Below are 23,024 nucleotides of genomic sequence, written 5' to 3'. Positions count from 1 at the left end.
TAAAATTATGAGTGTACATTTTGGAAGAGAAACAACAGGTGATTTATCTATTGCAGAAAAAAAAGAATGGATCATCACAAATGGAATAGGTGGTTACGGTTCTGGTTCTATCGCTGGTTCAATAACTCGAGGATATCATGGTTTAATGGTAGCCTCACTTCATCCTCCAATCGATAGAAAATTAATGTTAACCAAATTAGATGAAGTACTAATCTATAGGAATACAGCATACGATTTAACGACAAATCGATGGGATTCTGGGTCTGTATCTCCCAAAGGATATAGAAACATTGAGAGTTTTACATTAGAAAGAAGCATACCTTGTTGGAGGTATGCTTGCGCTGATGCTGTTTTTGAAAAAAGACTTTGGATGGTGCATGGTAAAAACACAACCTATGTATCTTATACCTTGGTCAGTGCCGAAGAGCCTGTGTCTCTAAAAGTTTCTGCGCTGGTTAATAATAGAACATTTCATAATACCGGACAAGTTCCATGGCCAATAGAAGTAGATAGCATTTCTGATGGTGTTAAGATTACAACTCATGACAATGATGCATTACCCTTGACTATAAAAATGCAAGGAGCTACAGTATCGCCAAAAAATGAATTATATAAAAACTTCTACCTCCCTGTAGAAGTAACCAGAGGTCTTAACAGTAATGACACTCATGTACATGCCGCAGATTTTGAAGTCACTATACAACAAGGTCAAACCGTACTCTTTTTAGGCACAGCAGAAGAGGACACTGATTTTGATTTGACAGCCTATGACAACAAAAAACAACAAGAGACTGCCATACTGGATCAATGGCAACAACTTCGTAAAAGCCAGAAAAAAGAACAGCCAAACTGGGTAAAACAATTAGTATTGGCAGCAGACCAATTTGTTGTAAACAGATCTACAGAGCCAAACTCTACTGCAGGAAAAAGCATTATTGCAGGATATCATTGGTTTGGAGATTGGGGTAGAGACACCATGATAAGTTTACCTGGGCTTACCTTATCGACTGGTAGACATGAAGACGCTGGACCTATTTTGGAGACCTTTTCTCATTACATTAATGAAGGTATGCTACCTAATCGATTTCCTAATGCTGCAGATACTCCAGAATACAATACCATAGATGCTACCCTATGGTTTTTTCAAGCTATTAGAACCTATTTTGAAACTACCGAAGACAAGGAACTCTTAGGCAGATTATATCCAAAATTACAAGAAATAATTGATTGGCATATTAAAGGAACACGATATGGGATACAGGTTGACCCTAATGACAATCTATTAAGAGGTGGACAAGATGGGATACAGCTCACATGGATGGATGCTAAAGTTGGTGATAAAGTCATTACGCCAAGAATAGGAAAACCTATTGAAGTGAATGCCTTATGGTATAATGCGCTTAAGGCAATGGTTTTATTTGCTGACATACTGGAAAAACCGTCTAATCAATACAAAACCATGGCTGCATCTACAAAAAAAGGTTTTGAACGATTTTGGAACGAAGAAAAAGGTTATTGTTTTGATGTACTTGATGGTCCTAATGGTAATGAAGCTTTATTACGCCCCAATCAATTGTTTGTAGTTTCACTTCCAGAAAGTCCACTATCTACAAAACAACAAAAACAAATCGTAGATATTTGTTCTGAAACATTATTGACTTCGCACGGTTTACGATCTCTTGCCAATTTTGAGCAAGAATATATTGGTATTTATACAGGAAACCAATATCAAAGAGATAGCGCATACCATCAAGGAACAGTTTGGGGCTGGTTAATAGGCCCTTTTATTCATGCTCATCTCAAAATATACAAAAACACATATAGTGCTCAACGGTTTTTAAAACCTTTCAAAGATCATTTGCAGGGAGATGGTTTAGGTACTATAAGTGAAATATTTGATGGAGATGCTCCTTTTACACCTAAAGGATGTGTAGCACAAGCCTGGAGTGTTGGACAAATTCTTCAAGTGTATGATGAAATTGAAAACCTTGAAATTATACAAAACACTGAATTAACTCCTAAACTAGCTATAATATGAGCAATAATAAAGAAACACTTCGAATGACGAGTCAATACTCTAAAGACTCCAATACTCATGAGGAATGGTTGCATTGGGGACCTTACCTATCGGAACGTCAATGGGGAACAGTTCGTGAAGATTATAGCGCAGGAGGAAATGCTTGGGATTATTTTTCTCATGATCAAGCACGATCTAGAGCCTATAGATGGGGCGAAGATGGTTTAGGTGGAATTTCGGATCCAGAACAACGGTTATGTTTTTCGATTGCTTTATGGAATGGACAAGATCCTATTCTCAAAGAGCGCTTATTTGGATTAACTAATGGTGAAGGAAATCATGGTGAAGATGTTAAAGAATACTACTATTATATAGATAATACACCCACGCATAGTTACATGAAATGGTTGTATAAGTATCCACAACAAGAGTTTCCTTATGCTGACTTGGTAGACAAAAACAGACAAAGAAAATCCGATCCACATTCTTTCGAATATGAACTCATGGATACAGGTGCTTTTAATGAAGACCGCTATTTTGATGTACAAGTAGAGTATGCTAAATCTTCTACTCAAGATATTTTAATTAAAATAAAAATAACCAACCATGGTCCAGATACGGCATCTATACACCTATTACCTACGCTTTGGTTTAGGAATACATGGTCTTGGTTTTTGGATGTTGAAAAACCTATTTTAGAAGGTACTAATAACAAAGGTGATAAAAATTTCGCAACAATTAAGGCGGCTTCTGTATCGGAAAGTGATACTGGAGATATGATGTTATACTGCGAGCAACCTGATGAATTGCTTTTTGTAGAAAATGAAACCAATAATGAAAAACTTTGGGGAACGGCAAACAATACGCCTTATCCAAAAGATGGGATCAATGATTACATTATTGCACAAAAAAACACAACAAATCCTGAACTAACTGGAACAAAATCCAGCGCTGTTTATGCATTAACACTCGCTCCTAAAGAAACTAAAGAAATTCGATTACGCCTATCGGCAGATTTGGCTATTTCTGATCCATTTAATACCGATTTTGACACTGTTTTTACAAATCGTATAGATGAAGCCGATAAATTCTATGAGTCCTTATCTCCAGACAGTCTTACTAGTGAGCAAAAAATGATTCAAAGACAAGCATATGCTGGGATGTTATGGGGAAAACAATATTACAATTATGTTGTTGCAGATTGGCTAGATGGGGATCCTGTAGGTCCAAAACCACCAGCTGGTCGCGGACGTAATAGCGAATGGAAACACATGTACGCTAGCACTATCATTTCAATGCCAGATGCTTGGGAATACCCTTGGTTTGCTGCTTGGGATCTATGCTTTCAATCTGTAGTATTTGCACGACTTGATCTGCAATTTGCAAAAAACCAATTACTGTCATTAGCTCATGAATGGTATATGGCTCCCGATGGTGCAATACCAGCTTACGAATGGGCTTTTAGTGATGTTAATCCTCCTTTACACGCATGGGCAGCTTTAACCATTTTTGAGATCGAAAAGGAAATGAAAGGTGCTGGAGATGTTAAATTTATTGAAGACATATTTCAACATTGTCTTATGAATTTTACCTGGTGGACTAATCAGCAAGATGGTGACAGTACTAATTTATTTGAAGGTGGTTTTCTTGGTCTGGATAATATATCGGTAATTAACCGAAGTAATTTAAGCGAATTTGAAAATCAAATAGGTCATTCAATAACCCTAAAACAGTCTGACGGGACTAGTTGGATGGGCATGTATTGTCTTAACATGATGCAATTAGCATTGATACTGGCTCAAGATAATCAAAAACAATACTCACATTTTGTGAGCAAATTTTTCCAACATTTTGTGTTTATTGCTGATTCTATGAATAGCATCAATCATGCTTCAAACGGAGAGGTAAAACTCTGGGATGAAACGGATGGATTCTATTATGACTTCTTAAAAATATACTCTAATCCTACTCAAAATGTTTCTATAAAACTAAGATCTTTAGTGGGAATTATTCCTTTATTCCCTGTAGCTCGAATTGATTTAAATCTAATGGAACCTATGGTTGCCGAAGAATTAAAAGAGCGCATGGATTGGTTCTTAAATCGTCACCCAGAGTTATTAGGGCAGGTACAGACTCTTAAATCTTCTGGGGCAGAAGACGAGATTATGCTTTCTTTTGTAAAACCCGAACGACTTACAAGAATACTTGAACGGGTATTGGATGAGGCTGAATTTTTAGGACCTCATGGTATTAGAGGAATCTCTAAACAATATCAAGATACTCCATATGCCTTAAGTATTGATGGTGCCTATCTTGAAGAGAGGTATGAACCTGCAGAGTCTGCCGATGGGTCTTTTGGTGGTAACTCTAACTGGAGAGGTCCTGTATGGTTTCCCATCAATTTTTTACTTATAAGTACTCTTAAAAAATATGATGAATTTCTTGAGGAAGATTTTAAAGTCGAGTATCCTAGTTATTCAGGAAATTACATGTCTTTAAAAGAAGTTTCGGATCAATTATCAAAACGATTAGTTCAAATTTTTGAAAAAGACTCTAATGGTAATAGACCTGTATATGGAGGCAATCAAACAATGCAAAACAATCCTACTTGGCAGGATTTAATTCTCTTTTTCGAGTATTTTCATGGGGATAATGGTGCAGGTTTAGGTGCATCTCATCAAACAGGGTGGACGGGACTTGTTGCCGAACTCTTATTTCAAATTAAATAATAAACAATCTTATATGAGCACTAAACAATTTAACAAAGACAACGTATTTTTTGGTATTACTCCTACTTCATGGTGGAATGATGATTTTCTAGATATTGATATAGGTATTCCTTTTGAACAATGTGTTAGTGAAATGGCTTTAGCTGGATTTGAGGGCTGTAGCGTGGGACATAAATTCCCTACAGACACAGATGTCCTTAGAGAAGCTCTTGAATTAAGAGGGTTAAGGGTTTCTGAGCCTTGGACAAGTACTTATTTTACCATAAAAGACATGTTTGACAAAACAGTTGCCGATTTTAGAAAATCATTGGATTTTATAAAAACTATGGGTGGTACAGACATTGTGGTGGCAGAATTGGGGGGATCTTCTCACCAACAGCCTATTGCCCTTAAAGCCAATCGTCCTATTTTTACGGAGCAACAATGGGAGGATGTTATAAGTGGTCTTAATCATATAGGTCAGATTGCTAAAGATGAGGGGATGCGCCTATGTTACCACCATCATATGGGTACTGGAATCGAAACTCGAGCGGATGTAGATAGGCTTATGGAATCTACAGATCCAGATCTGGTTCATTTATTGTTTGATACTGGACATATAGCATTTGCAGGGGATGATCCTTTACAACTTGCTATAGATTATGCTGACAGAATTAAACATGTACACCTTAAAAATATCAGAAGACCAGTTATGGAGGCTTCTGATGCTGGGCAATTTTCATTCAAACAATCTATAGAAGCTGGGATATTTACTGTACCTGGGGATCCTGAAGGTTTTATTGATTTTGATTCTATTTTACAAACTCTGGCTGATAATGATTTTGAAGGTTGGTTAATTGTAGAGGCTGAACAAAATCCTGCTAATGCTACGCCTTTGGTATATGCTAAAATGGCTAGGGAATATTTAAGAAAAGTTACTGGTTTCTAGACAAAAAAAAGGTAGTTATCAAGGAAGCGATTTACGCGTTAGGGATAGCAGTGTAAATCCCACAGCCTGACGTAAGGAAGTGCGAGGAATTGTAACGAATAACCCGCTCGAACGCCAAAAAAATAATCTAAAAAAAGAAGCGAGTGTAAATACTCGCTTCTTTAATTATAATCCTGTTTTATTTTAAATACTACATTTTAATAATTATAAACTCGGATCTTCTATTTAGCTGATGTTCTGTTTCGGAACATTTAACATTATCCTTACAATTATTAATTAGTTGAGATTCTCCAAAACCTATAGCACTTTCTATTCTGCTTGATTCGATGCCTTGACTAATAATATAATCTCGTGTTGACTTAGCTCTTCTATCTGATAATTTCAAGTTATAATCGTCGCTATTTCTAGAATCTGTATGCGATTCTATTTTAATAACCATATTTGGATACTGTGCCATTAGCATAACAATTTTATTCAATTCTATAGATGCATCATTTCTAACAAATGATTTATCTAAATCAAAATAAATAATGCCTATTTTAATTTTTAATACACCGTCTTCTTCGACAATCAATCCATTAAGTGTTTCTATACCTAGAGGTACAATTGTTTCTCCGTTTTCTTTTAACGTAACAACTGGTTTCTCTCTATTTTCGTATCCTGTTTTAGAGGTAGCGATATTAAACTTAGTATCACAATTTAAAGTGGTTTTAAATTTATATTCACCATTCAAATTTGTTGTTGTAGTCTCTAATTCCTTACCGTCTTCTGAAAACAATGTCATTTTCACATCTGCAATGCGCTCTCCTGTAATTGAATTAGCCACATTACCGCGTATTATTTGTTCACATAAAGCTTCTTCTGCTAAACGAATGAATGAATAAATATCATCATCGCCTTTTCCTGTTAATCTATTAGAGCATACAAATCCTTTGTTTTTTTCTTCATTTATTATAAATCCGAAATCATCCAATTCACTATTTAGAGGTCCTCCTAAATTTATTGGTTTTTGAAAATCTGAATCTACGATACTACTCTCATAAACATCTAGCCCTCCAAGACCTAAATGTCCATCTGAAGCAAAGTAAAGTGCCTTATTTGTAATGAAAGGAAACATTTCTCTACCTGCTGTATTTACTTTATCTCCTAAGTTTCGTGGTTTCGAATAACCTGTGTATTCTATACTTCCTTCGGCTTCATTGTGTGTTTCTGTTTCTAAAATATCTACAACAAAAATATCGGTTCCACCTATTGAACCAGGCATATCTGACACAAAATATAATAACTTACCATCGCTACTAACTGTTGGATGACCAACTGAATAATCTTCGCTATTAAATGGAAGTTCTTTTACATTTTGCCATGTTAACACATCATCTTCATCTCTTAATAATTCTGCACTATATAGTTTTAAATGATTTGTACCTTTCTTATCTCTATGTAAATCTCCATCGTAATTATTTCTTGTAAAATACACTTTAGTTTCATCTGGAGAGAAAGCTAAAGTCGCTTCATGATAACGTGTGTTTAAGTTTTTTGAAAATTCGTTAATAGGTTTTATATCGGATTGAATTTCATTCAACTGCCCTAAATACATATTTAGAAAAGGTTGCTCATTCCAATGGTATATTCTTGTGTGAAAATTTGAAGTGTCAATAGCTGAAGAATATACTAGTTGATCTTTATAATACATGGGGCCAAAATCTGAATACTTTGTATTAATAGAAACATTCTTTAAGATAAACCTTGGCTCAAGATCTAAAACATCTTCTACTGTTATCATTTTTTGATCTAACTTAGGTGATCTGTTATCTTTATTTTCTGTTCTCTTAGAAAACTCTTTCATCCAACGCTTTGCTTCTCTATATTTCCCAATACCTTCTAGAGAATGGGCGTACCTAAATATATATTCTGAGTCTACATTAGAGTAAAAATTAGAAATTAATTTATCATACCATTTATAAGCATTCTCCATATCTGTATTAAAAAAATAGGAGTCTCCTGCTCTTTTTAAAAGTTTAACATATGTAGAATCATTAGACTTTGAGCTTCTTCTTTCTATCTTATTAAGCTCTAACTCATATAAGGCAGCTGCATCTTTATACCACATGATATCAAATAACTTATCTGCTCTTTTTGTTGAATTCTGCGCAAAAGATATACTAATTGTAAATAATAGTAATAGTGTAATTGTGTTTTTCATATAGCTTATATTTAGAAGAAACGTGGCGATTTTAGTTGTTTTTCTTTCGATCTTAATTCGAAACGTAAAAATATTTCATGTGTTCCCGAATTATACTTTCTAAGTTCTGTTGTGGTAAAATCGTACGAATAGCCTACAAGTAGTTTTGGCGTTATTTGTAAACCTGCAAGTCCACTTACAGAATCGTCCCAACGATAGGCTGCCCCCAGCCTAAAATTATCATTAAACATAAAATTTGCAGATAGATCAAATATTAAAGGCGCTCCTACAACATGCTTTACTAAAAAAGCTGGTTTAAATTTTATTCTCTGGTTTAAGTCAAATACAGTACCTCCTATAAGGAAAAAGTGTAAACGCTCTGCCGCAACAGATTCTTGAACATCATCATAATGCTCATCTGTGAAAAAATTTGGAACCGATAAACCTAAATAGCTTTTACCTGTATGATAATAAACACCAACACCTATTGTTGGTAAAAATCTATTATTTATAGACTGTTGAAAAGTAGCATCTTGTCTCCTAAATAATCCTTTTGTCCAATCTACACTAAACAACCTTCCTCCTCCTTTTACACCAAACGAAAGTTTTTTGGTATCTGAAATATTTAATGTATAAGAGAAATTAGCGTCTATATAAAACTCATCTGAAGGTCCTAATCTATCGTTTACAACAGAAAAACCTAAGCCCACATTTTTGCCAACTGGTGAATCTATACTAAACGATTGTGTCGTTGGAGCTCCATCTATACCTACCCATTGTGTTCTATGAAGACCAAAAACAGTTAAATGCCCTCTTGAACCTGTATATGCCGAGTTAACACTCATTGGATTATACATATAGTTTGTAAATTGAGGGTCTTGTTGTGCATAACCTAGATAAGCTGTCATTGTCAAGAATAACCCTATTATACTTTTTGTTTTTAAATTCATTTTGAAATGTGATTTAATTTAAAGGCAAATATTTTTAAGCATTTGCCTTTTTAAATTGTATTTTTATTTATCTGTTTATGTATAACCAACCTGATTTTTTCTTAGAACCATCTCCTAGATCTAACACATAATAGTAAGTTCCTACAGGTAATTTATCTTCTTTATAAAGTACTGCTCTACCATTAGATGTTCCATCGAAAGTATTATCATATCCTTTTTTAGTATATACTACATTACCCCATCTATTATAAATCTCTAATGAATTATCTGGGTAGTTGTTTATACAATCAATGTAAAACACTTCGTTTACACCATCGTTATTTGGAGAAAACTCGTTATAAATGGTAAGACATACTGGAATAACTCCTGTTGTGTCAGAATCGTTACTATCATTAGAATCTATTTGATCAAGGTATTCAAGCGACGCTGTATTTACATAATCACTATTATCTAATACTTTTACAGTAATTTCTAATGTCTCTGTTACACCCACAGCTACTAATGGTATTTCCCATAAACCTGTACTTTCATCATAACTTCCAGATGTAGCTATAAACGATGTAAACTCATATCCACTTGGTAACACATCTAATATCTCTACAGACGTAGCATCTAAATTCCCTAGATTATTAGCTGTAATTGTAAATACTGTAGACTCATCTATTAATGGGTTATCATTATTTACTGTTTTAGTAACTGCTATATCCGTTGTTGGCGTATTAATAAATGTTACATCTTCATCGTCTTCACTTTGATCACCATCATCATTATTAGGACTACTGTTTGGGTCAAATTGATCACTTGCTATTACTTGAGCAATATTTAAATATTCATCTACTTGTAATGTTGGTGGATTTACAGTTGCTTGATAAGTAATTGTTAATCCTCCTAATGGCACATTTAAATTATCCCAATTAATAGTATTCCCAGTTAATATTCCTCCATTAGTAATATTTGTAATACTACTGTAACCTATTGGTAAAATATCTTCTATAGCAACACCTGTTGCTGTATTTTCACCTCCATTATCTATTTGAAGTGTAAATGTTATAATCTCTCCAACATTAGCATCAATATTATTTACAGATTTATTTAAACTCAAGTTTGCTGTTTCTGTCATAACAAATACACCATCTTCATCATCTTCACTTTGATCGCCATCATCGTTATTTGGTGTACTATCTGGATCGACAACATCAGTTGCTGTTATCTGCGCTACATTATAGTATTCTCCAGCAGCTCCTGTTGGTGCATTAACTAAAACATCAACAAACAAGGTTTGAGAGCTTCCACTTTGAATAGTTCCAACAGTCCATAATCCTGATGCTTCATCATAAAGTCCCGATGTAGAACTATAAAGAATAAAATCGAATCCTTGAGGTAGTAAATCGACAACTTCTACAGCTGTTGCTGCATCTGGTCCATCATTACTTACCGTTATTTGGAATGTAATCTCATCACCTACATTTGGAGTAATATCATTATCGACAACTGTTTTAACTACAGATAAATCTGCCATTGCTGCTATTGGAGTTATTAGGACATTCGCTTCATCGTCCTCACTTTGATCTCCATCATCATTATTTGGAACAGAATCGTTATCTAATATATCTGATGCTGTAACTTCTGCAATATTTAAATAATCTCCTGCTCCATTAACTAATACATCTATTAATAATGTTTCTGTTGCACCATTATCAATATTTCCAATTGTCCAAATACCTGTTGTCTCATCATATACTCCAGATGTAGAACTATACAACACAAAATCATACCCAGACGGCAATAAATCTGTTACTTCTACTCCCGTAGCATCTTGCGGGCCATCATTAGTTACTGTTAGTATAAATGTAATTTCAGATCCTATTAAAGGACTTGTATCTCCATCAACAACATCTTTAGTTAACGATAAATCGGCAACTGAAGCCACTGGAGCTACAATAGCATTGTCTTCGTCATCTTCACTTTGATCGCCATCATCATTATTTGGACTAGAATCTATATCAAACACATCTGAAGCTGTAACTTCTGCAATATTTAAATAATCTCCTGCTCCATTAACTAATACATCTATTAATAATGTTTCTGATTCTCCAGATAATATAGTTCCTAATGTCCATAAACCTGTCGTTTCATTATATACTCCCGATGTAGAACTATACAATACAAAATCGTAACCTGATGGTAATAAATCTACTACCTCTACACCTGTTGCGGCATCTGGACCATTATTAGTCACTCGTATTTCGAACGTGATTTCAGAGTCAACTAATGGTGTAGTATCTCCATCGACAACTGTTTTTGTTAATGATAAATCGGCTTGCGCTGGTACAATCGTGATTGTGTCTTCATCATCATCGTCTCCATTTAAATCACCATCTTCATCAACGGTAGCATCTGTTGTTGGATCACTATCTGGATCGTATTGATCGCTTCCTGTTATTTGTGCAACATTGGTATAGCTTATACCTACACCTGGTGCATTTACTGTGGCTGTATATGTTAATACCGCTGTTCCGTTATTGGCTGCTACTGTTAAGCCTGTCCATGTTGAGGTGTTTCCTAATGAAGTCCCTCCGTTGTTTACCGTTACTAAGGTATAACCGTTTGGTAGTATGTCTTCTACAGATACATTGGTGGCTACATCTGGTCCTGCATTGGTAATTGTTAATGTAAAGGTTACTGTGTCTCCTACATTTGGACTTGTGTTATCGATACTTTTAGCTAAGCTTAAATCGGATTGTTGGATTGTTACTCCTACTGTGGCTTCATCATCATCGGTAATACCGTCTCCTTTATCGTCTACACTTGATCCTGTTGTTGGATCACTGTCTGGATCGTATTGATCTGATGCTATAATTTCTACACCATTAATGTATTCGTTTAAGGTCCCTGTTGGGGCATCTACGGTAGCATCAAATGTTAAGCTTACGGTATCTGTTCCTAATGCTACAGATAAGCCTGTCCAATCGATTTGATTTCCTATTGCTATACCACCGCCACTAATATTAGTGATTCCTGAATATCCTACAGGTACTATATCTTGTACATTAACGCCTGTTGCTGCTACACTTCCTGCGTTACTTACTGTTATAGTAAAAGTAACTACGTCTCCTACATTTGGTGTGCTGTTGCTTACGGCTTTGTTGATTGATAGATCGGATGTCTGTGGGGTAACTGTAAAATTATCTTCGTCATCTTCGTCTTGATCGCCATCATCGTTATCTGGTGTACTGTCTGGATCGTATTGATCACTTCCTGTTACTTCGGCTATGTTTTTGTATTCGTCTGCCACTCCTGTTGGGGCATTAACAACTACATCGTAGCTTAATGTGATACTGTTTCCATTGGCTAGGTTTAAACTTGTCCAGTTTATTTCATTGCCTATTAAAGTTCCGCCATTGCTTATTGTTCCGCCTGTTAAGGTATAGCCTGATGGGATTATATCGGATACCGATATCCCTGTAGCTGCATCTGGACCATTGTTGGTTACAATAACTTCGAAGCTTAATGTGTCCCCTACATTTGGTGTTGCACTACTAGCTACAGATATGCCTTTTACTAAACTTAGGTCGGCTTGGGTTGGTACTACTGTTTCATTATCTTCATCATCTTCACTTTGATCTCCATCATCATTATCTGGTGTACTGTCTGGATCGTATTGATCACTGCTTGTGATTTCTGCTATATTTCTGTATTCGTTTAATGCTCCTGTTGGGGCATTTATAGTTACTTGATAAGTAACGCTTGCTCCTGTTAATGGAATATTTAATCCACTCCAAGTAATGGTTGTGTCTCCTGCATTAAAAATACCGCCGTTATCTATACTTCCTGCTACTAAACTGTAACCTACTGGTAAGATATCATCTATACTTACATTGGTTGCTGTTGTTGTTCCTGCATTACTAATAGCTACGGTAAAAGTTAATATATCTCCAACATTAATTGTTCCGCCATTAACATCTACTACTGTTTTGTCTAATGATAAATCTGAGGTTTGTGGTGTGATTACAAAGGTGTCTTCGTCATCATCATCACCATTTAAATCGCCATCTTCATCAACAGTAGCATCTGTTGTTGGGTCACTATCTGGATCGTATTGATCGCTTCCTGTTATTTGTGCTATGTTAAGATATTCATCTATTGCTCCTGTTGGTGCATTGACATTAGCTTGATAGGTTACTGTAATACTTCCACTTGCTGGAACAAATAATCCTGTCCAATTTGCTGTATTTCCTAATGCTACTCCTGCATTGTTTACTGTGCCTAAGGTATAACCGTTTGGTAATACATCTTCTACGCTAACACCTGTGGCATCATTTGGTCCTGCATTGGTAATTGTCAACTCGAACTCTAAGGTGTCTCCTATATTTGGTGTTGCGCTTCCTGATACTAATCCTTTTACAATACTTAAATCGGCTTGTGCTGGTACGATTGTAATGGTGTCTTCATCATCATCGTCTCCATTTAAATCACCATCTTCATCAACAGCAGCATCTGTTGTTGGATCACTATCTGGATCGTATTGATCGCTTCTTGTTATTTGTGCAGCATTGGTATAGCTTATACCTACACCTGGTGCATTTACTGTGGCTGTATATGTTAATACCGCTGTTCCGTTATTGGCTGCTACTGTTAAGCCTGTCCATGTTGAGGTGTTTCCTAATGAAGTCCCTCCGTTATTTACCGTTACTAAGGTATAACCGTTTGGTAGTATGTCTTCTACAGATACATTGGTGGCTACATCTGGTCCTGCATTGGTAATTGTTAATGTAAAGGTTACTGTGTCTCCTACATTTGGACTTGTGTTATCGATACTTTTAGCTAAGCTTAAATCGGATTGTTGGATTGTTACTCCTACTGTGGCTTCATCATCATCGGTAATACCGTCTCCTTTATCGTCTACACTTGATCCTGTTGTTGGATCACTGTCTGGATCGTATTGATCTGATGCTATAATTTCTACACCATTAATGTATTCGTTTAAGGTTCCTGTTGGGGCATCTACGGTAGCATCAAATGTTAAGCTTACGGTATCTGTTCCTAATGCTACAGATAAGCCTGTCCAATCGATTTGATTTCCTATTGCTATACCACCGCCACTAATATTAGTGATTCCTGAATATCCTACAGGTACTATATCTTGTACATTAACGCCTGTTGCTGATACACTTCCTGCGTTACTTACTGTTATAGTAAAAGTAACTACGTCTCCTACATTTGGTGTGCTGTTGCTTACGGCTTTGTTGATTGATAGATCGGATGTCTGTGGGGTAACTGTAAAGTTATCTTCGTCATCTTCGTCTTGATCGCCATCATCGTTATCTGGTGTACTGTCTGGATCGTATTGATCACTTCCTGTTACTTCGGCTATGTTTTTGTATTCGTCTGCCACTCCTGTTGGGGCATTAACAACTACATCGTAGCTTAATGTGATACTGTTTCCATTGGCTAGGTTTAAACTTGTCCAGTTTATTTCATTGCCTATTAAAGTTCCGCCATTGCTTATTGTTCCGCCTGTTAAGGTATAGCCTGATGGGATTATATCGGATACCGATATCCCTGTAGCTGCATCTGGACCATTGTTGGTTACAATAACTTCGAAGCTTAATGTGTCCCCTACATTTGGTGTTGCACTACTAGCTACAGATATGCCTTTTACTAAACTTAGGTCGGCAGACTGAATAACAAATGTAGCAGTATCTTCATCATCATCATCTGGATCTAAATCACCATCTTCATCAACAGTAGCATCGGTACTTGGATCACTATCTGGATCTGGAAGATCACTAGCTGTTATTTGAACACTATTTGTATAATTTCCTGAGTCATTAACAATAGCATCGTATGTAAGCGTTCTTGACAATCCGTTATCTAGGGATAAATCATTCCAAACAATAGATTTGTTTCCAACAATATATATTCCTGAATTTGATATCGTTCCTGAAACAATATCAAAACCTGTAGGTAACAAGTCTTCAACATCTATTCCTGTAGCATCACCTGTTCCAAAATTTTCTAATAAAACAGTAAATGTTACTCTATCTCCTACTGAACCTGAAGTAGGCAAAACAGATTTTGTTATTTGAAGGTCGGCTATTTCTAATGTAATTTCTGCATTATCTTCATCATCTTCACTTTGGTCTCCATCATCATTATTTGGTGTACTATCAGGATCTGCTTGATCACTAGCTATAATTTCTGCTATATTTAAATACTCATTAGCTGTTCCTGTTGGCGTATTCACTAATGCTACTATATTTAATACAATAGGCGCACCGGTTGTAACAGAACCTACTGTCCATATTCCTGTTAATGCATTATATGCTCCTCCAGAATCATCACTTTGATATGTATAGCTACTAGGTAATAAATCTAAAACTTGAACATTTGTTGCCGTGTCTGCTCCTGCATTAGCTACTGTTAATGTAAAAGTAACAGTATCACCAACACTAACTGTTGTTGGGGCTACTATTTTTTGAAGTGATAAATCTGCCGATTGAATAGTTACTACTTCTGTATCTTCATCATCATCGGCAATACCATCACCTTTATCGTCTACACTTGAGTCTGTTGTGGGGTCACTGTCTGGATCTAAATTATCACTACCTGTAATTTGAGCTGAATTAGTATAACTTCCTGAAGCTTTTACTGTAGCATCGAAAGTTAAATTTAATGTTGCTCCACTTGCTATATTTAAATTAGACCAACTTATAGTTTGGGTTCCTAAATTAAAAGCTCCTGCATTAGATACTGTTCCTGGAACTAAAGAATATCCTAATGGTAATACATCTTCAACATTAACTCCTGTTGCATCAGAATTTATTGTGCTTGCGTCATTATTGAAAACAGAAATAGTAAACGTTACTACATCGCCTACATTTACATTAGGTGTAGATACATTTTTTGTTAATTCTAAATCTGAAATAGGAAGTATTACAATAGTTACTAGATCTGAAGCATTACTACATGTTCCATTAGATACAGTCCATCTAAACTCATAAGTACCTACTACTTTTCCTGCAACCTCAGTAATTGGATCATTTTCATCTATAAAAGTAACTGTTGAAGGTCCTGACACCTGAGTCCATGTACCTATGCCACTCGTTACTGGAGTTGCTCCTAAAGTTAATGAAGAAAACTCAGATATAATTTGGTTATCACCTGCTTCTGCACTAATAGGATCTGCAAAAATAGTTACTCCCATTGAGTCTGAATTCGTACAACCTCCATTAGTAGCCGTCCAAGTAAATTGGTATACTCCTGACGACAACCCTAACACTAAACTGTTTGGATTATTAGGATTAGCTATAGTTACTGGAGTTCCTGCTGTCTGTGTCCAAGTTCCTGTACCAATAGCTAAAGGTGTCGCAGATAAAAATGTTTCTGTGTTATCACACAATTCTTGATCTGGTCCTGCATAAGCTGCTGAAGGTGGAACATCTGTAAAAATAACATTAACTATATCCGATTGTGGAGCACATCCTCCTACAGCAAATGGTCCATTAGAGACTGTCCATGTTAATTCATAAGTTCCAACTTCTATATTTAATAAAGTTGTTACTGGGTTATTTGGGTTTTCAATAGTTGTTAAAGAACCTATTGGGGCATTCGTTATTGTCCAAATTCCAATTCCTGATGTAGGTGGTATAGCTGCAGTAAGAAAATCTAATTGACAAGCATTAAGTTGATCTGGCCCAGCTTCGACTGGATCTGGCGCTTCAAATACTTCAATTCTAACTATATCTGCATTATCTGTACAAAAGTTAGCTTCAAAATTAAGTTCTACAATATATAAACCTGGCACTGTTAATCCAGTAACATCTGTTGTTGTACTATTATTAGGTGTAGTAAACCCGACTGTTGCTCCTCCTGGTTGAGAAAGCAATCTCCACTCTGATGTTACATCACCTGGTATTGCTACATTTCCAGCAGTTAGAATTGCTGTATTAGTATCTGCAATACATATATTTTGATCTGTTCCTGCATCTGCATCTTCACTAGGTCCATCACTTACTGTTATAGTTACTTGACTTGAACTATTAGCACAAGACGGATAATCTGTTGTAAAATCAAAAACGTACACATTTCCTGGAATTACATATCCATTAGCAACATTGCTATTACTTGGAAATTGTGTTGGTGTATGAGCAACAATTTCTGCTGGAGTTGGGACTAGAGTATTAATAGAAACCAAGCTCCATGTTCCTGTTGTTCCTTCTGTTGCTTCAAGAAAAACACTACTTACCTCACAAAGGTTTTGATCTGATCCCGCACTAGAAGGTGCAAAAACATCTAAATTAACAGTTGCAGAAGAACTTGGACAAAGAGGAGACTCACTAACAGTTGTCCATCTAAGCGTATAACTTCCTGTTGTTAAACCTGTAATACTTATCGAGTTATTTCCTGGATCACTTATTACAGGTGTATTAGGACCAGAAACTAATGTCCAAGCTCCTGTTTCTGTTGTTGGGTTTAATAAAGGATTTGCTAATATTGTCGTGTTGTCTGCACATACTACTTGGTCTCCAGCAGGTATAGCAGCAGGAGTAGATGGAACACCTACTTCTATTGTTACTTGACTTGGAGTTCCTGAAGCTATACAATTTCCATAAGAAATAACCCATTCAAAAACATAAGTACCATTTAAAAGATTAGAAAATGTTGCTGTTGGACTATTTATATCATCTACTGTAAACCCTGTTAAACCAGAAACCAAATTCCAAGTTCCTACTCCTCCTAAAGGAGCTGGATCTGTAGCATTCATCGTAAATGATAACAATACTGGATCTAAACATAACGATTGATCTGTACCAGCACTAATGCTAGCACCTGTATTTGCTACTATTACCTCAACATTATCTGAAAGTGGAGGACAACCGTTAGACACAATATAATCAATTGTCCAAGTAAATTCATATTGTCCATCAACAAGACCAGTTACTTCTGTAGTTGGACTATTTATATCTGTAAAAGTTACTGGTGACCCTGAAAGCTGAGTCCAAGTACCTATTTCTCCTACACCTGGAGCATTAGCACTTAAATTAGGAATAGTAGTACTGCCTGCACCTAAACAAATATCATTCCCTGCATCTGCAATTGTAGCAGAACCTGTTAACAATGTTTCAACTATAATAGTATCTGTTTCTTCCGCACCACAATCTGGATAACCAGGACCTTCATCTACTGTCCAAGTTAAAATATATGGATTCCCGTTTGCTACAGTAGCGTCAGGAGTTGAAAACCCATAAGCTATAGCATTAGGATCGTTAACATCAGAAAATGTTATTCCTGGATCTGCTGCAGACCATGTACCTACCTGACTAGCCAACAATGGATCTGCTGCTAATTGAACGGGCGCATTAAAACAAACAGTTTGATCTAAACCTGCTCCAATTGGAAGATTACTAACTGGTGTTACTGTTATTGTTGTATCTGATGTAACAGCTGGACAGTTAGGACCTGCTGAAACGGTATATCTAAAAACATATTCCCCAGGAATAAGCCCTGTTAAACCAGTTGTTTGCGCAAATCTGTCATTTATAATAGCATTCGTCATACCTGCAGGTCCACTAATTAAAGACCATACAGATGCTTCACCTAATGTTATTGCACTCCCTGCTAAAGTTCCATTTACTTGCCCACACACAAATTGTTGAGGAGAACCTGCATTAGCACCAGGTGAAATTGTGGATATATGTATGTTAATAGCATCGTTAGCTTCATCACACCCCTGTAGAAGGTTACCTATTCTTCGTCTTCTAAAATTTACAGTATATATTCCTGCAACATCAAAACTGTTAATAGTAACAGTTCCATTATTTCCACCACCTAAATTAATATATGTTGTTGGAAATGTTAAACCAGAATCACTTGGTCCATTAACTATACTATATTCTGTTCTAGTTCCACTAAGTGAAGTATAAGGTACAGGAATTGAAGTGTCTCCACACGCTCCTACAATATCATTACCCCCATTAACACTTATGCTTATAGGATCAATATTATACCTTACCCGCATTGTCGCTGAAGTAGAACAACCAGTTACTGTATTTTCTATTGTATATCTAAACAAATATGAACCTGAAGAAGATAAGCCTGTCACCTGTGTTGTACTACTTGTAGGGTCTACAATTGTAGCTGCTGGTCCAGAAATTTGTTCCCATAGTACTGTTTCGTTAGTATAATCGGGTAAAGAACCAACCAAGGTTGTCTGCGTTATTGAAGTATCACAAAAACGTTGATTATTGTCTGATATTGAGGCTTGTGTTACATCTTGAGTAGCAGGCGGAACTGTAATAGTTGCCGTAGCACTACCAGAAACACATGGTCCTGAAACATCCCACCTAAATACATATACTCCCTCAATTAATCCACTTACATTAGTATTATTACTGTTTACATTAGCAATACTAGGGTTTGAAGGACCTGTAACAAATGACCAAGTTCCATTTTGCCCATTTATATTATTACCTCCAAAACTGGCACTTAAACTTGTACTTTGGCTAACTGTATAACAATTCATTAATGTCTCATCATTGGCAAAAACAGGTGATTGCCCTCCATAATTGGTAACAACAATATCTGCAGATGTCTCACAATTTTGTCCTGGTGCGTAATCAGCTCCTGTAATTGTCCAACGTAAAGTTGTAGATCCAGCACTAGTCTCTGCTAAATCTATTGTAGATATTGCTGAATTAGGTTGATTTATAGTTACCCCTGCTGAATTGCCTCCAATAATAGACCATTGACCTACTTCTCCTGGATTAGCAGGTGCATTAGCATTTATTGTTAATGCCCCTGAATTATCTGGACAAGATCCAAAATCACTTCCTGCATTTGCAATTGTAATTGGCTCTACTGTTATTGAAACAGTTTGTGTTGGTCTATCTCCATTAAAACAAACCGCAGAAAGCTCAAAAACATACGTGTTTCCTCCTACAAATCCCACAATTATTGGATCGTCTATTAAAGGATCACTTATTATTACTGACGGACCGGAAACTTGCCTCCATATTGGTTGTTCGTCATAAGTATCTGGAGTACTACCATCTAACTGAAATACATCATTTGTGCAAATGGTTCGGTTTAAACCAGCATTTATTGTACATGATTGAGCTGTTAATGTGTTAATTCCAAATAATAAGGCAGTAGTTAGATAGGCAAAAAGGCGCACCTTTCTTGCTTTCTTAAGCAGGTAGAATTTAGTCATTTAAAAATTATTATGGTTGATATTATAAATCGAAAGTAGATAAATCAATGTTTCTTCTTAAAAACAAATAAAAAATATCGATTAAAACACGTTAAAATACGACTAAAAGCATTATAAATTTAAAAAGAAAGAAAAAACCTGTTATAATGTGTTAAAAAACAATATTTTAACATATACTTTACGTTCTACAATTTAAGCTTTTATTTTTAAATAACAAGAAAATTCTTACTTTTTATAAATACATTTCTTACTTAAATAAATTATACTTTGAGAACACGAAAAAACTAAATGCTTTTATATTATTAAAGTATATAAACTAGGTAAGTTTAAATTTTATATACTCATTTTTTTAATATTCATTACTATTCTGTTATCTCTAAGCATCAATTTTGACTTTAAATTGAAATTAATAAAAAATGTTTTAAAATATAGGATTCGAAAAAATAATAGGCATCAAATAAATTGAGAATGATTTGACTCCTAGATAAAGTTCTTATCAACATAAAAGTAAGAGATAATCGTTTCTTCTTTATTCAAACACTACTTAAATCATATGCTTAAATGAAAAAGAATTTAATATATTAAGAATCCAACCTCATTAAATGAGCTTTAGAAAATAGAACCAACAGATTAGTAATAAATAATTCGTCTAGGCTAGTCGATAAATTACAGTTCATTATAATATTATTGTAATGTATAAAAACTATGGCTATTTCTTCTAAAATTAAATATAAAACAATCTACACACAATCTAATTGTTGAAAATAATGTTATTTTACTTCACGTTATAACATTAAACTTATTCTAGGTAAAGTTAGGTTTACAGAAAGAGATACATAAGTATTATTTAACTACAGGAGACCAATTAAAGTTTACAGGCTGCCATTCATCAACACTTTCTTCTAATTTAGCATCTATTTCCTTTTTAAGATATACTTGATTACTTTTTACAAATACAAGTTTAACAGAAGGAAATATACCTTCTTTGGTTTCCTCTTTTTTTCTTAAATGATTTTCCATAATACCTTTTATTAATTTCTATTTAAATTAAAAAAACAATCAATTTTAATGCCAAAGCCTTTCTATAACCAGAAATTTCATCTTAAAAAAAGAATAACTAAGACTACAAAAACTTTATTCATATTATAATAGACATGTAAAAAATTAAAAAGTTGCATCGAAATTATAAGTTTTTAATAACTTAAAACTTAATTAACATTAAAAAGGCAAAAATTAGGAATAATTGCTCCATTAAGAATAGTAAATACTTTAATAACTTGTATAAAAAACAAAAACCTTATAAATATCTATAAGGTTTTGTTTTACTGTGCGGGCGGGGAGACTCGAACTCCCACACCTCGCGGCACTAGATCCTAAGTCTAGCGTGTCTACCAATTCCACCACGCCCGCTAAAGGACTGCAAATATAAACAACATTTTTAAATTACAAAGTTATAGAGTAAAAAAACATTCTTTTTTATACATTTGAATACACATTTTACAAACACTTTTCATGAATCATATCCAATCTTACATTAATGAACATAAGAATCGATTTCTTAACGAGCTAATCAAACTACTTAAAATACCGTCAATTAGCGCTGATTCAACTTATAAAAAGGATGTATTAAAAACTGCAGACCTGATAAAAATTAGCTTAGAAAAAGCTGGGTGCGATTTTGTTGAAATATGTGAAACAAATGGTTATCCTATTATTTATGGAGAAAAAATAATTGGCAAAAATCTCCCTACTATACTGGTTTATGGACATTACGATGTACAACCACCAGATCCAATAGACTTATGGCACTCGCCCCCATTCGAACCAGTAATTAAAAAAACAGAGGCGCATCCAGATGGTGCCATTTATGCACGTGGTGCTTGCGACGATAAAGGACAAATGTATATGCATGTTAAAGCCATGGAATTTATGACATCCACCAATCAACTCCCCTGCAATGTTAAATTCATGATTGAAGGTGAAGAAGAAATTGGTAGCTCTAACCTTGCTACTTTTGTGAAAAGTAATCAAGAGAAATTAAAAAATGATGTTATCTTAATTTCAGACACAGGAATGATTGCTAACAATGTTCCCTCAATAACTACTGGATTACGTGGTTTAAGCTATGTCGAGGTAGAAGTTACTGGTCCAAATAGAGATTTACATTCAGGTCTATACGGTGGAGCTGTTGCAAACCCTATAAACATTCTAACCAAAATGATAGCATCACTTCATGATGAAGATAATCATATTACCATTCCAGGTTTTTACGATAAAGTAGAAGAACTATCTAAAGAGGAACGTGAAGAAATGGGAAAAGCCCCTTTTTCACTTGAAAACTATAAAAAAGCTTTAGATATCGATGCAGTCTACGGTGAAACAGGCTACACAACTAACGAGAGAAACTCCATAAGACCTACTTTAGATGTTAATGGTATTTGGGGAGGCTATATAGGAGAAGGAGCAAAAACAGTTATCGCAAGTAAGGCCTATGCTAAAATATCTATGAGACTAGTACCTCATCAAGATTGGGAAGACATAACTACCCTGTTCACAAACCACTTCGAAAGTATTGCTCCTAAAGGCGTTAAAATAAAAGTAACACCGCACCATGGTGGTCAAGGCTATGTAACACCAATAGATAGTATTGGTTATAAAGCAGCAAGCAAAGCTTACCAAGACACCTTTGGAAAAACACCTATACCTCAACGTAGTGGAGGAAGTATTCCTATAGTATCACTTTTCGAACAAGAATTAAAAAGCAAAACTATTTTAATGGGCTTTGGTTTAGATAGTGACGCCATACACTCACCAAACGAACATTTTGGAGTTTGGAACTACTTAAAAGGCATAGAAACTATTCCTTTATTTTATAAATATTTTACCGAATTATATAAATAATATGGGTGTTCCCTTCTTTTACTTTTTAAGAAGTAAAAGAAGGTCGCGCTTTTCGTTACAAGTCCTCGTTCGTACCTCACTGTGGGCTTTCCACTGCAATCGCTA

The 23,024-nt window shown here is 35.2% G+C and carries 8 protein-coding genes and 1 tRNA gene; 4 read left to right on the top strand and 5 right to left on the bottom strand.

The window, feature by feature from the left end; all coding sequences use genetic code 11:
• The first annotated feature begins 7 nt into the window (after nucleotides 1-7).
• The 3 genes from A8C32_RS09750 to iolE are packed head-to-tail and all read left to right on the top strand — an operon-like array spanning nucleotide 8 to nucleotide 5,674.
• Complete coding sequence (locus tag A8C32_RS09750; protein WP_069830248.1) at nucleotides 8-2,038, top strand: amylo-alpha-1,6-glucosidase; 2,031 nt, start codon at nucleotides 8-10, stop codon at nucleotides 2,036-2,038.
• Nucleotides 2,035-4,746, top strand: coding sequence for an MGH1-like glycoside hydrolase domain-containing protein (locus A8C32_RS09745; protein ID WP_069830247.1), 2,712 nt, complete (start codon nucleotides 2,035-2,037; stop codon nucleotides 4,744-4,746). Before A8C32_RS09750 ends, A8C32_RS09745 begins: the two co-directional genes overlap by 4 nt.
• Nucleotides 4,747-4,759: 13 nt before the next feature.
• The gene (gene iolE / locus A8C32_RS09740) at nucleotides 4,760-5,674 is read left to right on the top strand and encodes a myo-inosose-2 dehydratase (protein WP_069830524.1); all 915 of its coding nucleotides are present in this window, start codon (nucleotides 4,760-4,762) and stop codon (nucleotides 5,672-5,674) included.
• Nucleotides 5,675-5,864: 190 nt separating this feature from the next.
• Here iolE and A8C32_RS09735 read toward each other — a convergent pair whose 3' ends face one another.
• The 5 genes from A8C32_RS09735 to A8C32_RS09720 all read right to left on the bottom strand — a co-directional run bounded on the left by A8C32_RS09735 (nucleotide 5,865) and on the right by A8C32_RS09720 (nucleotide 21,428).
• Nucleotides 5,865-7,877, bottom strand: a complete 2,013-nt coding sequence (locus tag A8C32_RS09735; protein ID WP_069830246.1) for an OmpA family protein — start codon at nucleotides 7,875-7,877, stop codon at nucleotides 5,865-5,867.
• 11 nt (nucleotides 7,878-7,888) lie between these two features.
• Nucleotides 7,889-8,806: a PorP/SprF family type IX secretion system membrane protein gene (locus A8C32_RS09730; protein WP_069830245.1), complete on the bottom strand. Its 918-nt coding sequence runs from the start codon at nucleotides 8,804-8,806 to the stop codon at nucleotides 7,889-7,891.
• 67 nt (nucleotides 8,807-8,873) lie between these two features.
• Entirely contained in the window at nucleotides 8,874-20,018 is an 11,145-nt protein-coding gene (locus A8C32_RS09725) for a PKD domain-containing protein (RefSeq protein WP_069830244.1), read from the bottom strand.
• A gap of 843 nt (nucleotides 20,019-20,861) precedes the next feature.
• A complete protein-coding gene (locus tag A8C32_RS20650; protein WP_165605825.1) occupies nucleotides 20,862-21,038 on the bottom strand; it encodes a hypothetical protein in 177 nt (58 codons plus the stop codon).
• A gap of 308 nt (nucleotides 21,039-21,346) precedes the next feature.
• Nucleotides 21,347-21,428, bottom strand: a tRNA-Leu gene (locus A8C32_RS09720).
• 102 nt (nucleotides 21,429-21,530) lie between these two features.
• On the opposite strand from A8C32_RS09720, the gene A8C32_RS09715 reads away from it, so the two are divergent.
• A complete protein-coding gene (locus A8C32_RS09715; RefSeq protein ID WP_069830243.1) occupies nucleotides 21,531-22,919 on the top strand; it encodes a dipeptidase in 1,389 nt (462 codons plus the stop codon).
• Nucleotides 22,920-23,024: the final 105 nt, after the last annotated feature.

This window comes from Flavivirga aquatica, assembly GCF_001747085.1.
In the GTDB taxonomy this organism is placed as follows: domain Bacteria; phylum Bacteroidota; class Bacteroidia; order Flavobacteriales; family Flavobacteriaceae; genus Algibacter_C; species Algibacter_C aquatica.
This window is presented reverse-complemented; position numbering and strand designations above follow the sequence as displayed.

Coding starts and splice junctions, on each gene's coding strand:
- A8C32_RS09750 (WP_069830248.1), top strand. CDS start 8: ATGAGTGTACATTTTGGAAGAGAAACAACAGGTGATTTATCTATTGCA.
- A8C32_RS09745 (WP_069830247.1), top strand. CDS start 2,035: ATGAGCAATAATAAAGAAACACTTCGAATGACGAGTCAATACTCTAAA.
- iolE (WP_069830524.1), top strand. CDS start 4,760: ATGAGCACTAAACAATTTAACAAAGACAACGTATTTTTTGGTATTACT.
- A8C32_RS09735 (WP_069830246.1), bottom strand. CDS start 7,877: ATGAAAAACACAATTACACTATTACTATTATTTACAATTAGTATATCT.
- A8C32_RS09730 (WP_069830245.1), bottom strand. CDS start 8,806: ATGAATTTAAAAACAAAAAGTATAATAGGGTTATTCTTGACAATGACA.
- A8C32_RS09725 (WP_069830244.1), bottom strand. CDS start 20,018: ATGACTAAATTCTACCTGCTTAAGAAAGCAAGAAAGGTGCGCCTTTTT.
- A8C32_RS20650 (WP_165605825.1), bottom strand. CDS start 21,038: ATGGAAAATCATTTAAGAAAAAAAGAGGAAACCAAAGAAGGTATATTT.
- A8C32_RS09715 (WP_069830243.1), top strand. CDS start 21,531: ATGAATCATATCCAATCTTACATTAATGAACATAAGAATCGATTTCTT.